The sequence below is a fragment of the Ramlibacter sp. WS9 genome (assembly GCF_003797765.1).
Classification (GTDB): domain Bacteria; phylum Pseudomonadota; class Gammaproteobacteria; order Burkholderiales; family Burkholderiaceae_C; genus Ramlibacter.
Genome location: NZ_RKMB01000035.1, coordinates 1 through 15,974, shown reverse-complemented (window position 1 = coordinate 15,974; position 15,974 = coordinate 1). Strand labels below are relative to the sequence as shown.

Below are 15,974 nucleotides of genomic sequence, written 5' to 3'. Positions count from 1 at the left end.
GCTTGCCGAACACCGCGGTGCTCATTGCCCGCGCGCCTCGCGCTCGGCGCGGTACTCCTCGATGGTCAGATTGCGCAGCCGCGAGTCGCTGCCGCCTTCGTTGTGCACGAAGCCGACGCTGTACACATGGGGCTCGATGATGTGGATTTTCTGCAGAGGCGTGACGACGAGCAGCTGGAGGTTCAGCTGGCGAAACAACTCTAGCCCGTAGCGCGCCGATTCATCGGAGCCGCGGCCGAAGGCCTCGTCGATCAGCACGAAGCGGAAACCGCGTGAGCGCGCGGCACCCCACTCGAGGCCGAACTGGTAAGCCAGGCTGGCCGCCAGGATGGTGTAGGCCAGCTTCTCCTTCTGCCCGCCGGACTTGCCGCCGGAGTCCGAATAGTGCTCGTGCTCGCGGCCGTCCTCGCGCCAGCGCTCGCTCGCCGCGAAGAAGAACCAGTTGCGCACGTCGGTGACGCGCGCGGCCCAGCGCCGGTCCATTTCGGCCGAGCCCTCGCGGCCGCGGAAGCGCTCGATGATGAGCTTGACCTGCAGGAACTTGGCCTCGGAATACTGTGCATCGTCCGAGCCGCTCAGCGCGCCTTCGGTACAGGCTCGCAGCTCGGCCTGGAAGTCGCGGATGTCGGCATCGGGCGCGGGCTGCGCCTCCAGCACGATGAAGCGCCCGGGGTTGTAGTCGATCTGGGTGAGCGAACCGTTGATCTGCGCGATGCGCTCCCTGATCTGCTCGCGCTCGCGCGCCAGCTGCGACTGGAAGTTCGCCACCTCGCGGATGGTGTTCTCGTTGAGCAGCTCCTTGAAACGCGCCTCGAAGCGTGGCAGGTCGTCGGCGCGCAACTGGTCCAGCATGGCGCGGAACTCGCCGCCGGCCTCCACGCTCGCGTCCACTTCCAGGGTGTCGAGCTTGTAGGCTTCCTTGTATTCCACCATGGCCCTGACGATCTTCTCGCGCAGGCGCGCCAGCTTCTTGTCCTCCGCGTCGATGCGCTCCTGCAGCCAGCGGCGCATGTCGTGCTCGCGGGGGTCACAGGACTCGACGGCCAGGCCGTGTTCGCCCAGCGCGTCGGCGCGCAGCAGTTCGATCTGGCCGAACCGGGCCGCGTGCGCGGTAGCGTCAGGGCCGGCCAGGATCGCGCGCGTTTCCACCAGCAACGCTTCGGCCTGCTCTTTCTTCAACATAGCCTGGGCCCGCTCCCCCGCGCGTTCACGCAGCACCCGCTCGGTTTCGGCCAGCGCGGCCTCGGTGGCCTGGAGGCGTTCGCCCAGCGTCTCCAGGATGTCCGAGGCGGCCCGCAGCGCGCGCTGCTCGTCCTGCAGGCGCGCGATGTCCGCCGCGACTGCATGCCAGTCGAGCTCGGCGAAGTCGCGGTACTCTTCCAGCTTGCCCAGCGCCTGCTGGCGGTCCCGCGCGGCGCGCTGCTCCTGCTGCAGCGCGGCGACACGGCCGGCGATCTCGCCCAGCCTCGCTTCCAGCACGCGCGAGCGTGCCTGCAGCGCGTCGATCTTGGCCTGGTTGCTCCAGCCCAGCACATACCGCCCGCGGTCGTCGATGCGGTGCCGGTCGTCCTTCTCGTGGCGCTCGCCCGCCGCCTTGACCATGCCGGCCTGCGTGATGGCGCGCGCCTCGCGCCTGAACTGCTCCGCGCTGCCGGCGCAGGCATAGTCGAAGCGGTGCGCAAGCTCGCGTTCCAGCCAGGCGTAGTACGGCGAGTCGGGCTTGATCGCCAGCTTGTGCACCAGGGAGCCGGGGTGCAGGGCGGGCAGGTCGGCCGGGGCGTTCCGGCGCGACGCGCGGACCCGGAAATAGACCAGGCGCCCTTTCAGGTGGGTGCGGTCCACCCATTCGCTCACGCGCGCGTAGTGTTCGTCGGGCACCAGCAGCGACAGGCCGAAGTTGCGCAGCACGCGCTCGGCCGCGCCCTCCCAGTCGCGCTGGTCGGCGCGGACCTGGATCAGCTCACCGGCGAACGGCATGCTGCTTTCGTCCAGCTTCAGCGCGTGGCACAGCGCGGCGCGCATGGCGACCTGCTGGCCATCGATGTTGTTGCGCCGCGCCTTCAGGCTGACGATTTCGGCGGACAGTACTTCATGCTCCTGCCGTCCCTGGGCGAAAGCGACGCCGGTTTCGGTGGCCTCGTTCTGCAACCGGGCCTCGGTCTCGGCAGCCGCTTCGCGCAACTGCATGCCGAGCTGGCGCTGCGTCAGGAAATCCGCGGCATCGCGCATGGGAAGCAGCTGCAGCGCGCTGCGCAGCTCGTCGTAGCGTCGGCTGCGCTCCTGCCGGCGCAGCTTCTCCTGCTCCCGGGTGGCGATGTCCAGCGCCAGCCGCTCCAGCCGGTCGCCGCCGTTGTCGGCGATGGCGCGGCGCAGCTCGCGTTCCTCGGCCTGCTGGAGCGACTTCTGCGCATCGAGCCGTTCGATCCTGTGCGCATGGCGCGCCAGCTCGGCGTCCAGCAATTCCAACCGGCGCTCCAGCAACCCGGCCTTCAGGCCGGCGAAGTAAGCGCGCAGCGCCTCGCGCGCCGCCCGCAGCTGCGCGATCTCGTCCTGCAGGTCCTCGTGCCGGCCGCAGTCGGTCACCAGCGGTTCCAGCAGCGCGAGTTGGCACTTGGCCTTGAGCACCGCCTCGTGCGCGCGATGCAGATCGTCGAAATGCGCGATCAGCGCCTGCAGGCGCGGCGCCACCTCGAACGGCTCCAGCATGTGATGGCGCACGAACTCCGTCAGGTTGCCCACCGACTTCATCGAGACGGTCTGATGGAACAGCTCGAGCGCCTGCTCATTGCGGATGCCCATCAGCCGCCGGAACTGCGCACCGTAGGGCGGGAAACTCTCTTCCACCAGGACGCCGGCGGCGCGCAGGCGCTTGCGCAGCTTCGTGACGTCGGGCCCGAAGCCGGCGAAGTCGGACGCGATGCCCAGCTCGCGCTCGGCCACCACGTACAGCCGCGCCGGCTGGCCGTGCGGCTCCTTGAACCAGAACACCTGTGCCAGCGTGACCGTCTGGCCATAGCCGGCATTGCGGAATACGCCCAGCAGCACCGAATAGCTGGCGGCGTCGCGCAGGGCGACCGGGCGTCCTGCGCTGCCCAGGTCGCTGCGTTCCGACTTGTAGTGGCCCAGCACGTAGGAACGCAGCGTGCGTTCGCGCGCCTCGGCGCCGGCGGCCTTGTTGTACGCGACGCGATGCGCCGGCACCAGCAGGGTGGTGAGCGCATCGACCAGGGTGGACTTGCCCGATCCGATGTCGCCGGTCAGAAGCGCGTTGCGGCCGTCGGTGCGCAGGGTCCAGACCCGCCGGTCGAAAGTGCCCCAGTTGAGCACCTCCAGCCTCTGCAGCCGGAAGCCGGCCAGTTGCTCATCGGCCAGGAAGTCCAGGGCCAGGGGGTCGTTTTTCATCGGTTCGTTGGTCGCGCGGCAGGGAATGGTACTGCGGGCCCTGGCTGTCGCGGGTCGAGCGACTCTGGCTGCGCCGTCGAAACAGGAATCGGGCGCCGAAATGGGCGCGGAGAATCGACACTGTGCGGGTGACTGGCCCTCAAATCGAACCCGGACCTTCGGCATTGAAGTCCGCGGCGGTGCGATTTTGGACAACGCGTGTGATCGGCAACCGGGCAGTGCTCCAGAACCTAAGCTATCGTGATGCCTGGTCAACGGCCCGGGTGCCGCAACCGTCATGCCTTGTCCTTGGTCCAGGGCGCAGCATCCGCATCGTCTTGCACTTGCCGGGGGTGGTATTGAATGTCACGCGGCGTCCCACGCCGCCCGCCAGGCCGAGAACTCGGATGGTCGAATCTGATAGCGCGCAAAATTCCCTTCGTGCAGACCCATCAGTTCGGCTTCGACGATCCCATTGAAGCGCTCGCGCTCGCCGGGGTCGATCGCCTCGCCGGGCCAGGCTGCGATGCGCGCCGCTGCCTCCTTGCGGCTCACGCGCGAACGGATCAGGGCGGCGACGATGTCGCGCAGCTGGTCGCGATAGCGAAGCCGGAAGGGATCGGGCTCGCCCAAGGATTGACGGACGGCGGCATAGCGGGCGACTGATCGCTCGTAGGCCCAGATGAACACCTCCTTCAGGAGGTCGACCTTGTTCAACTCGTAGACCCCGAGAACGGCGTCGGTATACGCCTGCCGCTCCAGGTCCGCGAAGGACAGCGGCGAAAGGTTGCCCTTGATGAGCGGAATATTGGCTGCCAGGCGCGACACCCGCTTGTTGACATCGTCGAAGGGCTGCAGATAGGGCAGCTGCACCATGATGAAGAATGCCTGTTCGAACGGATCGGCGATGGCGGCCGCGGTGGCGAGGACCTGGTCGAAGGCCTCCTCGATGCGCTGCGGCACTTCGAGCGGATGGAAGACGGAGCCTTCGATGCCGACCGCGATGTAGCGCAGCCGCCCGGCGGCCCCCGGGTCGGCCAGCAGGTTGTTGGCAAGCAGCGCGTGGAGGTTGAGGATTGTGTAGCGGTTGAACCCGATGTCGTCCGCGGCGCTCACGAGGAATTCGATCGCGTCTTTGTGGTTGAGGATCATCTGCGCTTCGCCATGCATCCGGCCCTGCGCCTCCTCGCCCAGCTCGATCAGGCGCCGGGTGTCGAGCAGCGAGTAGGTGTTGCCTTCCAGGCGGCTTGAATTCCAGGCGAGGTCGATGAGCAGCCTGTTCAGGATCTGCCTCGCATAGGTGCCGGCCGGCTGCTCGGCAACCTGCGGGCGCCCGACAGCCGCGAGGTGCGCACGTTCGTCCTCCGACAGATAGAAGCTCGCGTTCGGGCGATAGGCGTCGAGAAAGCGGCGGTCGTACCCCACCGGCTTGCGCGCTCCGGAGGGCTGGCGCACATGGTCACGGATCGCGATGGCCGCCGAGGAGAAGGGGAGGAGGAATTCCTCGCTTTCCGACGGCCTCTTGGCGGCAGCGTCGCCCGGCGGCGTGGGGGGCGAGTCGTATCGAACCGATCGGCCCGCGCCGTGCCGTATCAGGCGCCCTCTGGTGACGAGATGCCTCAGTCGGTATTGCAAGGTCCGTTGGGGGATGGGGGACAGGTCGTGCAGGAGTTGCTGCGCCGACGCACCCGCTGGATAGCGGCGAACGGCCCGCTCGATGGCATTCAGGTCGGCCTCTGAAATTTGTTTTGCCAGAATCAGCCTTCGAATGATTGCGCGATGGCGATGTGCGCAACTATGGTTGATTTTTGCGCAATTATCAAGGCTTGTGCGCAACCTATCTTGCGCAAAAAACCTACTCGTCGCCTGCGGCCCCTTCCAGCTGCTTGCGGTACTCGGTCAGCCGCGCGTCGAATTCCCCCAGCCACTGCGCGTCGACGAAGGCCTTGAGAATGCGCAGCACCTCGATCATGTGCTCCTGCCCGCGCAGTCGGCGCACGAAGCCCAGCTCGGCGACCTTGTTCAGGTGGGTGTCCACCTGGTCGACGAGGCGCGTCTCGTTGCTGCCTGCCGGCAGGAACACGCGCAGCATCTCGGCGACATCGTCGCGCGAGAGGATCAGCCGTGTGTCGCTGCCGGCGGCATCGAATTCGGCCAGCTTCTTGCGCAGCAGGGCAAGCAGCAGGCTTACCGGGAAGCTCAGGGGCCGGCGTGCCACCAGCCGCGGCGGGGCCGGTGCGGCCGGGTCCTCCGAATCGGGCTGTGAGCGCAGAAAGGCGTAGCCCTCGGCCTCGTCCAGGCTCAGCTCCAGACCCAGCACCGCCATGTGGTCGCGCACCCGGCCTTGCAGCTGCAGCAGCGCGCTCCAGCGCGCCGTGTCGTCGTCGCGATAGAGCACGCCCTTGAGCAGCGGCACCACCAGCGCGGAGAGCTCCGGTGCCGGGCCGGTGGCGGGTGTTTCGTCCATCCTGATTACCTCGTGAAAATCACGCGCGGCAGCCGCGCGCGGCGCTGGCCGCCGTCGGGCGTGGGCCAGCTCACGCTGTCAGCCTCGCCCTCTTCAGCGACTGCGGCGCCCTGTTCGGCGGCCAGCTGCAGATAGGCCAGCAACTCCGACAGGCCCTGCTGCAGCGGATGGTCCTGAACCAGTTCCGCCAGCGTGACCTGCGAACGCTGCTGCAAGGCCTGGCGGATGTTGCGCGCCAGCAGCGTCCTGTCCACCGCGAACTGCGAGAACAGGCTGGCGGCGTCCAGGTCCTCGTCGCCGCTTTCCAGCCGCAGGCTGGCAATGGCGGACCGGACCGAGGCGCGGTGCAGGGGCCGCTCCATCGGCAGCTCGATCTGTGCCTGGGTCTCGGCCACGGCCATGAAGGCGCCGGCCGGCGGCGCCTCGCGCACCGCCAGCGCGCCGGCCTCGATGCCGCGCAGGATTTCCATGATGCGGCGGTTCTCCAGCCAGGCCTGGTCGTCCAGGAAACGGCGCAACTGCTGCGACAGCAGGGCCACGGTTCGTTGCGCATGCTCGCCGGCTTCCAGCCAGTCGTAGTGGACTCGGCGCAGGCGAGCATCCGGCTCCAGCTGCGCCACCGGCGGCAGCGCCAGCACGCGCTCCAGCAGCCGGGACAGCTCCTCCTGGCGGGCTTGCGACATCAGGAAGTCCCAGAACGCGCGGAAACTGCGGCCCTGGTCGGACTCGGCGATCAGGTCGCGCTCGCCCATGATCTCCTGCAGCAGCGCACCCTTGCCGCCGTCCCACAGCGCGATGCGCTCGCGCACGCGGCGGTCGAGCGCGCGGAAGTTGTGCTCCACCTCGCGGAAGTCCGCCAGCAGCTCACGGGCCAGGCCGGTGAACTGCTGGAAACGTTCTCTGAGCGCCGTGTCGCCCAGCAGGGCGATCTCGCCCTGGCGCACCCGTTCGATCTCCGCATCCAACTCGTCCCGCCGGCGCTGCAGCTCCGCCAGGCGGGCTGCGGGGTCGGTCTCGCTGCCCTCGTCCATCTGCTTGAGCAAGGTGAACAGCGTGAGCAGGCGCGACTCGGTGCCGACGAAGGCGCGTTCGGTCAGGCCGGCCAGCCAGGCGACCGCCTTCTCGGTGGCGGGGGTCAGGTCGAAATGCGGTTCGTCCGAGCCCGGCGGATAGAACTTGCGCAACCAGCCGCGTTCGTTGGCGCACCAGTCGTTCAGGTAGTCCAGCGCGCCCCGGGGCCAGGCGGATTCGCCGCGCTGCTCGCGCAAGGCGAACAGCGTGTCCTCCAGCGCTTCGGCCAGTGCGCCCTGCGGCATGGAGCGCACATTGGGCTGCACAAACACGCGGTGCAGAAAGCTTGCCACCAGCGGGGCCGAGTCGGCCACCAGCAAGCGCCAGGCCGGGTGCTGGCGGCGCAGGGTTTCGAGGGTGGCGACATCCAGCGGCATGAGGGATGGCTATGCGGAGGGCGGCCGGCTCAGCAGGCCGCGCAGCGCGTCGGCCAGCCGTTGAACGGTCTGCGGTTGCGGCAGGGGCAGCTTCAGGAATTCCTGGCCGGTGTGCGGATCGCGTTCGATCCAGGGCGCGGCAGGCGTTGTGCCGGCGCCGCGTGAAGCGAGCGCCTGCAGCAGGGGCAGCGCAGCGTCGGCGAGCGCCGCCCAGGGATCCGGCGCGGGCCCGGCTTCCGGGGGCGAGGGCAGGGCCGGTGCCGCGGCCGATGCGACCGGCACGCCAGCTTCGCCGGCGGCTGCGGCGCTCTCGTCGGCGATCCCGGATTCGGGCTCGCCCATCGCGCCGGTCACCTTCTCCACGCTCGCCATGAACTGGGACAGCCGCGTGCCCTGCAGGAACACTTCGCTTTCGCCTCCGTCCAGCACGCCGGCGAAGAGCGACCTCTTGAACGCCAGCACCGAGAGCATGCCTTCCTCGATCGTGCCCTGGGCCACGAAGTTGACGACCTGCACGCTGCGCTTCTGCCCCAGGCGGTGCACCCGGCCGATGCGCTGCTCCAGAACGGCCGGGTTCCAGGGCAGGTCCATGTTGACGACGGCCGCCGCCGCGTGCTGCAGGTTGAGGCCGACGCCGCCCGCATCGGTGGACAGGAACAGCCGGCACCCGGGGTCTTCGTGGAAGCGGTCCACCAGGGCCGGCCGCCGCTGCGAAGGCACACCGCCGTGGAACAGCACATGGCCCCAGCCGCGCGCTTCGAGGCGCCGAATCAGCAGCTCGTGGGTGCGCACCCATTGGCTGAACACCACGACCTTGGCGTCGGGCTGCTCGAGCAGATCTTCCAGCAGCGTCATCAGCTCGTCGGCCTTGCTGCCGTGGTCGGTCTCGTGGTCCAGCAGGTAGGTGCTGTTGCACGACATGCGCATGTTCTGCAGGGCGCAGGTCAGGCGCCGCTGGTCGGCATCCGACAGGTAGCCGGTCTTGCGCCAGCGCTGCACGATTCGGCTGACGATGGCGCCGTTCTCGTCGTGGTGCACGCGCTGCTGTTCCGTCATGGGCACGAACAGCGTGTTGTCGATGCGGCCAGGCAGCTGGTCCAGTACCTGCGCCTTGCGTCGTCGCAGCATGATGGGCGCCAAAGTTCCGGCGATCCGGTCGAGCGCGCGGTAGCCGATCACGCGGCCGGCTTCGTCGCGTTGCTGATGTTCGTTCAACAGCTTCCAGGTGGGCCCGAGCCGGTGCTGGTCGACGAACTGCACGATCGAGACCAGTTCCTCCAGCCGGTTTTCCAGCGGTGTGCCGGTCAGCACGATGGCGTAGGGGCTTGCGATGCGCTTGAGCGATCGGGCCGCGATCGTGTTCCAGTTCTTGATGCGCTGGGCCTCGTCCACGATCACGAGGTCGGGGCCCCAGGCCTGGATCAGGTCCAGGTCGCGCGACAGGGTTTCGTAGTTAGTGATCTTGGCCCAGCACGGCGCATCGGATGCGTACTGCTGCTGGCGTGCCGGTCGCAGGCCGTGGATCGCCTGCGCCTCGCGCCCAGCGAAACGGGCGATCTCGCGCTGCCACTGGTACTTGAGGGAGGTGGGACAGACCACCAGCACGCGTTCCACGCCGCAATGGCGCGACAGCAGTTCGGCCGCGGCGATGGCCTGGATGGTCTTGCCCAGCCCCATCTCGTCGCCGATCAGCGCCCGGCCGGCGCTGGCCGCGAACAGCGCACCCTCGGCCTGGTACGGATAGAGCGGCGCTTTCAGCAGGTTGCGCAGCGCCTTGCTCTGCGCGCCCTGGGGGTATGCCTGCGCGAACAGCTCGCGCCGGCGCCGCGTGTCGCGCAGCTCGGCCAGGAAGGCGCGCGCGTCGTCATAGCAGCGCACTTCGTGGCCCGTCTTCCCTGCAGTGCGCAAGAAGTCCTCCAGCGCGCAGTCCGGATCGGCGCTGCCGTCGACCAGCTTCCGGCCCTGCTTGGCCAGTGCAGGCGGGCAGTCGGCGCCGGCGCGAAAGCGCAGGCATCGCTGGCCGGCGTACTCCAGGTAAACCTCGCTGTAGGGCGCGGTAAAGCCGTTGCGCAACGCCGCCGGGCCGCCGCGCTTGCGCAGCAGGTGCGCCAACGTGGACTCGATGTGCTTGCAGGTGCCCAGCTGATTGGTGGCGAAGTCAGGACAAGTGCAGAAATTGTCGCCCGGCAAGCCGCCTCGGATGGCCACCCGGTAATGCCCGCCGCTTTCCGGGTTGCTGACGGCGAAATCGGAGAACACCGGCTCGTCGCCCAGGCGCTGGATCCGGAATGGCTGCTCGCGTCCGAACTGCGCGCGCAGCGCGGCCTGCCAGTCTTCGAGCGACATCTGGTCGGGCTTGCGGGTGCGGGACAGGCGTGGTGCGGCCGCGGGGCGCGAGACGCTGGCAGGCTGGCGGGGCATCGGTCGGGGATGAAGTGGGACGCGAGTCGGATTCTCGCTCAGGCGGCTCGCCCATGAGAAAAGCCCCTCGCGGGGCTTTCCTTTCCTGTCACACCGGACGGATCCGGCATCAACGCTGGTTCAGCGGCTTCACTTCGCGGCGGGCCGAGCCGGTGAACAGCTGGCGCGGGCGGCCGATCTTGTATTCCGGGTCGCCGATCATCTCGTTGAGCTGGGCGATCCAGCCGACGGTGCGGGCTGCCGCGAAGATGGCGGTGAACAACGAGACGGGGATGCCGATGGCGCGCTGCACGATACCCGAGTAGAAGTCGACGTTCGGGTAGAGCTTGCGCGAGACGAAGTATTCGTCTTCCAGGGCGATCTTTTCGAGCGCCATGGCCAGCTTGAACAGCGGGTCGTTCTGCAGGCCCAGTTCGCCCAGCACTTCCTTGCAGGTTTCCTGCATCAGCTTGGCGCGCGGGTCGTAGTTCTTGTACACGCGGTGGCCGAAGCCCATCAGCTTGATGCCGGAGTTCTTGTCCTTCACCTGCTTGATGAAGTCGCCGATCTTCTCGACGCCGCCGGCCTTCTGGATGTCGTACAGCATGTTCAGCGCCGCCTCGTTGGCGCCGCCGTGGGCGGGGCCCCACAGGCAGGCCACGCCGGCCGCGATGGCCGCGAACGGATTGGTGCCGGACGAGCCGCACAGGCGCACCGTCGAGGTGGAGGCGTTCTGCTCGTGGTCGGCGTGCAGGATGAAGATGCGGTCCAGGGCGCGCTCGAGCACCGGGCTCACGGTGTACTCCTCGCAGGGCGTGGCGAACATCATGCGCAGGAAGTTGCCCGAGTAGGACAGGTCGTTCTTCGGGTAGATGTAGGGCTGGCCGGCGCTGTACTTGTACGCCATGGCGACCAGCGTGGGCATCTTGGCGATGAGGCGGATGGCCGAGATCTCGCGGTGCTCCGGGTTGTTGATGTCCGTGCTGTCGTGATAGAAGGCCGACAGGGCACCGACCAGGCCCGTCATGATGGCCATCGGGTGGGCGTCGCGGCGGAAGCCGCGCAGGAAGAACTGCATCTGCTCGTTGACCATCGTGTGCATGGTCACGCGCTTGGTGAAGTCTTTCTTGCCGGCTTCGTCGGGCAGCTCGCCGTAAAGCAGCAGGTGGCAGGTTTCCAGGAAGTCGCACTGAGTGGCCAACTGCTCGATCGGGTAGCCGCGGTACAGCAGCTCGCCCTTGTCGCCGTCGATGTAGGTGATCGAAGACTGGCAGGCGGCGGTGGACATGAAGCCCGGGTCGTAGGTGAACATGCCCGTCTGCGCATAGAGCTTGCGGATGTCGATGACGTCCGGGCCCACGCTGCCCTGGTAGACCGGCAGCTCGACGTTGGGGCTGCCGTTGCTGAACGACAGGGTGGCTTTGTTGTCAGAGAGTTTCATAGCATTTTCCTTGAGTCTTAATCAGTCGGGGACAGAGCTGAAGGCCTGTCCGCAAGGTCACCGGCTTCGCAGCATCTCGATCACTTCTCTCACGTCGCTTCTATTTATGTCGCCTTCCGGTTCCTTGCGGCTAAGCAGCAGGTCCAGCAAGTCGTTGTCTGCCAAATCCATCAATTCGTTCAGGGCCGCCGCGTGCCTCGTCGTGAGGCTCGCTTCGTGCCGGGCAAAGAACCGCTCGATGAACAGGTCGTTCTCGAGCAAGCCCCGGCGACACCGCCATTTCAGCTTGCTGAGCGACCGCTCGTCAATCAGCTCATTGCCTTCATTCACTAGATAGCCCTGCGAACCATCAATTCCTTGATCTTGCCGATGGCCATGGTCGGGTTCAGTCCCTTCGGGCACACGTCGACGCAATTCATGATGGTGTGGCAACGGAAGAGCCGATACGGGTCTTCCAGGTTGTCCAGGCGCTCGGCCGTGGCTTCGTCGCGGCTGTCGGCGATGAAGCGGTAGGCCTGCAGCAGGCCGGCCGGGCCGACGAACTTGTCGGGGTTCCACCAGAAGCTGGGGCAGCTGGTCGAGCAGCTGGCGCACAGGATGCACTCGTACAGGCCGTTGAGCTCTTCACGCTCTTCGGGCGACTGCAGGCGCTCCTTCTCGGGCGGGATGTTGTCGTTGACGAGGTACGGCTTGATCGAGTTGTACTGCTTGAAGAACTGCGTCATGTCCACGATCAGGTCGCGGATGACGGGCAGGCCGGGCAGGGGCTTGAGCACGATCGTGCCCTGCAGCGTGAGCATGTTGGTCAGGCAAGCCAGGCCGTTCTTGCCGTTGATGTTCATCGCGTCCGAGCCGCACACGCCTTCGCGGCAGGAGCGGCGGAAGGACAGCGTCGGGTCCTGCGCCTTGAGCTTCATCAGGGCGTCCAGCAGCATGCGCTCGTGGCCGTCGAGCTCGATCTCGATGGTCTGCATGTACGGCTTGGCATCCTTGTCCGGGTCGTAACGGTAGATCTGGAAGGTGCGTTTTTGCATATATTCCTAGTCAGTTGGGGACAGAGCTGAAGATCTGTCCCGCAAAATCGTTTAGTTATTAAATCTAGGCGCTTTGCCGGTCAGCGGTATTACGTAGGATGGCTTAGAAGGTGCGGACCTTGGGAGGCACCGATTCCACCGTGAGCGGCTTCAACTGCACCGGCTTGTACGACAGGCGATTGCCTTCGCTGTACCAGAGCGAGTGCTTCATCCAGTTGGCGTCGTCGCGGCCCATCGGCGAGACCGGGTCGTCGGCCGGGCGCTCGTAGTCGACGACGGTATGGGCACCGCGGCACTCCTTGCGGGCGGCGGCCGAAACCATGGTGGCTTCAGCGCATTCGATCAGGTTTTCCACTTCCAGCGCCTCGATGCGCGCCGTGTTGAACACCTTGGACTTGTCCTTGAGCGCCAGCGATTTCACGCGCTCGCGGATGACGGCGATCTCCTTGACGCCCGCGTCCATCAGTGCCTGCGTGCGGAACACGCTCGCGTGCTTCTGCATGGAGTTGCGCATGTCGTTGGCAACGTCTTGCGCGTACTCGCCGTTTGCGGTGTTTTCGAGGCGGTTCAGTCGCTCCAGCGTCTGGTCGGCCGCATCTGCCGGCAATGGCTTGTGCGACTTGGTGCGGCTGGCGAATTCGACGATGTGGTTGCCGGCCGCACGGCCGAACACCAGCAGGTCGAGCAGCGAGTTGGTGCCCAGTCGGTTGGCGCCGTGCACACTCACGCAGGAACATTCGCCGACCGCGTACAGGCCGTTCACCACGGCGTTGTGCACCATGTTCCCATCACTGCCTTGCTGCGTGACGACCTGCCCATTGATGTTGGTCGGAACGCCCCCCATCTGGTAGTGAATGGTCGGCACCACGGGGATCGGCTCCTTGGTGATGTCGACGTTGGCGAAGTTCACGCCGATCTCGTACACCGACGGCAGACGCTTGTGGATGGTCTCTGCACCCAGGTGATCCAGTTTGAGCAGCACGTAATCCTTGTTCGGACCGCAGCCGCGGCCTTCCTTGATCTCCTGGTCCATCGAGCGCGACACGAAGTCACGCGGCGCCAGGTCCTTCAAGGTGGGCGCATAACGCTCCATGAAGCGTTCACCATTGCTGTTGAGCAGGATCGCGCCTTCGCCACGGCAGCCTTCGGTCAGCAGCACGCCCGCGCCGGCCACGCCGGTGGGGTGGAACTGCCAGAACTCCATGTCTTCCAGCGGGATGCCGGCGCGCGCCGCCATGCCCAGGCCGTCGCCGGTGTTGATGAAGGCGTTGGTGGATGCAGCGAAGATGCGTCCCGCGCCGCCGGTGGCCAGCAGCGTGGTTTTGGCTTCGAGGATGTGCAGGTCGCCGGTTTCCATTTCCAGCGCGGTGACGCCGACCACGTCGCCGTCGGCGTCGCGGATCAGGTCCAGCGCCATCCATTCGACGAAGAAGCTGGTCTTGGCCTTGACGTTCTGCTGGTACAGCGTGTGCAGCATGGCGTGGCCAGTACGGTCGGCCGCGGCGCACGCGCGCTGCACCGGCTTCTCGCCGTAGTTAGCCGTATGGCCGCCGAACGGGCGCTGGTAGATCGTGCCGTCGGGGTTGCGGTCGAAAGGCATGCCCATGTGCTCGAGGTCGTACACGACCTTCGGCGCTTCGCGGCACATGAACTCGATCGCGTCCTGGTCGCCGAGCCAGTCGGAGCCCTTGACGGTGTCGTAGAAGTGGTAGTGCCAGTTGTCCTCGGACATATTGCCCAGCGACGCGCCGATGCCGCCTTGGGCCGCGACGGTGTGCGAACGGGTGGGGAACACTTTGGACAGGACGGCCACGTTCAGGCCGGCGCGCGCGAGTTGCAGCGAGGCGCGCATGCCCGAGCCCCCGGCGCCGACGATGACGACGTCGAACTTGCGCTTGGTGATGTTGTTGGTGGTGTAGCTCATGTTCTTACTCTTACAGTCTCCAGAGGACCTGGATCGCCCAGCCGGCGCAGCCGGTGAGCCAGACGATCGTGAAGATCTGCAGCAGGAGGCGCAGCCACACGAGGGAGGTGACGTAGTCCATCAGCACGTCGCGGATGCCCACCCACACGTGCCAGAGCAGGGCGACGATCACGGTGAACGTCAGCACCTTCATCCACTGGGCGGCGAAGATGCCGGCCCATTTGTCGTAGCCGATCGGGCCTTTGGAGAAGATCACCTGGGCCAGGACGATCAGGGTGAAGAGGGCCATCAGGCCGGCCGTCACGCGCTGGCTGAGCCAGTCGCGCAGGCCATAGTGCGCGCCAACGACGATGCGCTTGGAGCCGTAGTTCACGGACATTTTCTGGTGCTCCTTGTTGTTGTCAGTACAGGCCGAACAGCTTGGCGCCCAGCACCAGGGTGAGCAGGATGCTCAAGCCCAGCGTCACCAGCGCGGAGGTGCGGCCGAATTCCTTGCTCACGGCGGCGTGGCTCACGTCCATCCACAGGTGACGCACGCCGGCGATCAGATGGTGCAGGTAGGCCCAGATCAGCGACAGCACCACCAGCTTGATGAAGAAGCCGGGAACGAACCCGATGCCGACGTTGAAGGCGGCCCTGAATTTGGCGAAGGAGAGTTCGGACGAGACCGAGGTGTCGAACATCCAGATGATGAACGGCATCAAAAGGAACATCAGGACGCCGCTCACGCGGTGCAGGATGGAAACCCATCCGGCGGCCGGCAAACGGTAAGAGGGGAGGTCCGTCAGCGCGTTGATGTTGCGGAATTCGGGCCGCTTCTTGGCAAGGTCGGTCATGAGCAAGGCTTTCGCGGTGGTAACCGCTTTGTAATTCGGAAATGGCAGACAGCCCAAAATTCTATTGCAACGCAACAAGCTGACACGGAACCTTCACCTTTCTTCAAGTCAACTCAAATCGTTGCGGTAATGGTGTGTGTCCGTGCGATACAGGCCCCGGCGCAGTTCCATCGGCACGTCGTTATAGGTGTAGGCGATCCGCTCGACGCTCAGCAGCGGGCTCGCGTGCTCCACATTCAATAGCAAGGCCTGCTGCGCATCGGCCGCCACGGCACGGATTTTTTCTTCTGCACGGACCATGCGCACGCCGAATTCGACTTCGAACATCGCGTAGGTCGGACCCTGGTAGCCGGCCATCTGGTCCGCCGTGATGCCTTTGAAGGCGTTCCCCGGCAGCCACAGGTCTTCCAGGATGGTGGGCACGCCGCCGAACGAGAGCGTTCGCCGCACCTGCACCACCGGGTCGCCGGAGCGCAACGCCAGCGCCCGCGCGATATCCGCGGTGGCGCGCACGCGCTTGCATTCGAGGACCGAGCGCTGGGCGGGGCCGTCGGTGTCCTGGTTGCCCGAATCGGGCATCAGCTTGAGGAACCGGTATTGAACGTGCTGCTCGGAGTGCGTTGCGACGAAGGTGCCCTTGCCCTGGCGCCGCACGACCAGGTTTTCTGCCGCCAACTCGTCGATCGCCTTGCGCACTGTGCCTTGGCTCACCCTAAAGCGCGCGGCCAGGTCGATCTCGCTGGGGATGGCCTCGCCGGGCTTCCACTCGCCCGACTGCAGGCTTTGCAGGATCAGCACCTTGATCTGCTGGTACAGGGGGCTGAACGCCGGTGTCGCCTGCTCCTGCGCGCCGAGCTGTGCCAGGGCGTTGTCGTTGGAAGAGGAGGGCGTCTGGGCCATCGCGTCAGCGTGCGGTCAGGGGGTGGAATTTGCTGCTTGAAACAAGTGCAATCATATCTTATATAAGACATAAGACAAGTTGACGCCCTAGGGTTTTCGCGAGTAAACTTCGCGGTTCCCGGCAAGGCCCCGGCCCGCAGGCC

The 15,974-nt window shown here is 66.3% G+C and carries 12 protein-coding genes; all 12 read right to left on the bottom strand.

Translation table 11 applies throughout. From position 1 onward, the window contains the following. Window positions 1-21: 21 nt before the first annotated feature. The 12 genes from EEB15_RS29495 to EEB15_RS29440 all read right to left on the bottom strand — a co-directional run bounded on the left by EEB15_RS29495 (window position 22) and on the right by EEB15_RS29440 (window position 15,831). On the bottom strand, window positions 22-3,402 hold the full coding sequence (locus EEB15_RS29495) for an ATP-binding protein (protein WP_141513553.1): 3,381 nt from the start codon (window positions 3,400-3,402) through the stop codon (window positions 22-24). A 345-nt stretch (window positions 3,403-3,747) separates the two neighbouring features. Then, on the bottom strand, window positions 3,748-5,217 hold the full coding sequence (locus EEB15_RS29490) for a Fic family protein (RefSeq protein ID WP_233259667.1): 1,470 nt from the start codon (window positions 5,215-5,217) through the stop codon (window positions 3,748-3,750). A gap of 19 nt (window positions 5,218-5,236) precedes the next feature. Then, window positions 5,237-5,848: a DUF4194 domain-containing protein gene (locus EEB15_RS29485; protein ID WP_141513552.1), complete on the bottom strand. Its 612-nt coding sequence runs from the start codon at window positions 5,846-5,848 to the stop codon at window positions 5,237-5,239. 5 nt (window positions 5,849-5,853) lie between these two features. Beyond that, window positions 5,854-7,296: a DUF3375 domain-containing protein gene (locus EEB15_RS29480; RefSeq protein ID WP_141513551.1), complete on the bottom strand. Its 1,443-nt coding sequence runs from the start codon at window positions 7,294-7,296 to the stop codon at window positions 5,854-5,856. A gap of 9 nt (window positions 7,297-7,305) precedes the next feature. Further along, on the bottom strand, window positions 7,306-9,717 hold the full coding sequence (locus EEB15_RS29475) for a DEAD/DEAH box helicase (RefSeq protein ID WP_233259666.1): 2,412 nt from the start codon (window positions 9,715-9,717) through the stop codon (window positions 7,306-7,308). A gap of 109 nt (window positions 9,718-9,826) precedes the next feature. Then, complete coding sequence (gene gltA / locus EEB15_RS29470; protein ID WP_141513550.1) at window positions 9,827-11,137, bottom strand: citrate synthase; 1,311 nt, start codon at window positions 11,135-11,137, stop codon at window positions 9,827-9,829. A 57-nt stretch (window positions 11,138-11,194) separates the two neighbouring features. Next, window positions 11,195-11,467 (bottom strand): succinate dehydrogenase assembly factor 2, encoded by a 273-nt coding sequence (locus EEB15_RS29465; RefSeq protein WP_141513549.1) that lies wholly within the window; start codon window positions 11,465-11,467, stop codon window positions 11,195-11,197. Continuing rightward, window positions 11,467-12,171, bottom strand: coding sequence for a succinate dehydrogenase iron-sulfur subunit (locus tag EEB15_RS29460; RefSeq protein WP_141513548.1), 705 nt, complete (start codon window positions 12,169-12,171; stop codon window positions 11,467-11,469). The genes EEB15_RS29465 and EEB15_RS29460 overlap by 1 nt, the downstream gene beginning before the upstream one ends. A gap of 103 nt (window positions 12,172-12,274) precedes the next feature. After that, complete coding sequence (gene sdhA, locus EEB15_RS29455; protein ID WP_141513547.1) at window positions 12,275-14,095, bottom strand: succinate dehydrogenase flavoprotein subunit; 1,821 nt, start codon at window positions 14,093-14,095, stop codon at window positions 12,275-12,277. A gap of 10 nt (window positions 14,096-14,105) precedes the next feature. Beyond that, window positions 14,106-14,474, bottom strand: coding sequence for a succinate dehydrogenase, hydrophobic membrane anchor protein (sdhD, locus tag EEB15_RS29450; protein WP_141513546.1), 369 nt, complete (start codon window positions 14,472-14,474; stop codon window positions 14,106-14,108). A 22-nt stretch (window positions 14,475-14,496) separates the two neighbouring features. After that, a complete protein-coding gene (gene sdhC, locus EEB15_RS29445; RefSeq protein ID WP_141513545.1) occupies window positions 14,497-14,931 on the bottom strand; it encodes a succinate dehydrogenase, cytochrome b556 subunit in 435 nt (144 codons plus the stop codon). 108 nt (window positions 14,932-15,039) lie between these two features. Then, entirely contained in the window at window positions 15,040-15,831 is a 792-nt protein-coding gene (locus tag EEB15_RS29440) for a GntR family transcriptional regulator (protein ID WP_141513544.1), read from the bottom strand. Window positions 15,832-15,974 lie beyond the last annotated feature (143 nt).

Coding starts and splice junctions, on each gene's coding strand:
- EEB15_RS29495 (WP_141513553.1), bottom strand. CDS start 3,402: ATGAAAAACGACCCCCTGGCCCTGGACTTCCTGGCCGATGAGCAACTG.
- EEB15_RS29485 (WP_141513552.1), bottom strand. CDS start 5,848: ATGGACGAAACACCCGCCACCGGCCCGGCACCGGAGCTCTCCGCGCTG.
- EEB15_RS29480 (WP_141513551.1), bottom strand. CDS start 7,296: ATGCCGCTGGATGTCGCCACCCTCGAAACCCTGCGCCGCCAGCACCCG.
- EEB15_RS29475 (WP_233259666.1), bottom strand. CDS start 9,717: ATGCCCCGCCAGCCTGCCAGCGTCTCGCGCCCCGCGGCCGCACCACGC.
- gltA (WP_141513550.1), bottom strand. CDS start 11,137: ATGAAACTCTCTGACAACAAAGCCACCCTGTCGTTCAGCAACGGCAGC.
- EEB15_RS29460 (WP_141513548.1), bottom strand. CDS start 12,171: ATGCAAAAACGCACCTTCCAGATCTACCGTTACGACCCGGACAAGGAT.
- sdhA (WP_141513547.1), bottom strand. CDS start 14,095: ATGAGCTACACCACCAACAACATCACCAAGCGCAAGTTCGACGTCGTC.
- sdhD (WP_141513546.1), bottom strand. CDS start 14,474: ATGTCCGTGAACTACGGCTCCAAGCGCATCGTCGTTGGCGCGCACTAT.
- sdhC (WP_141513545.1), bottom strand. CDS start 14,931: ATGACCGACCTTGCCAAGAAGCGGCCCGAATTCCGCAACATCAACGCG.
- EEB15_RS29440 (WP_141513544.1), bottom strand. CDS start 15,831: ATGGCCCAGACGCCCTCCTCTTCCAACGACAACGCCCTGGCACAGCTC.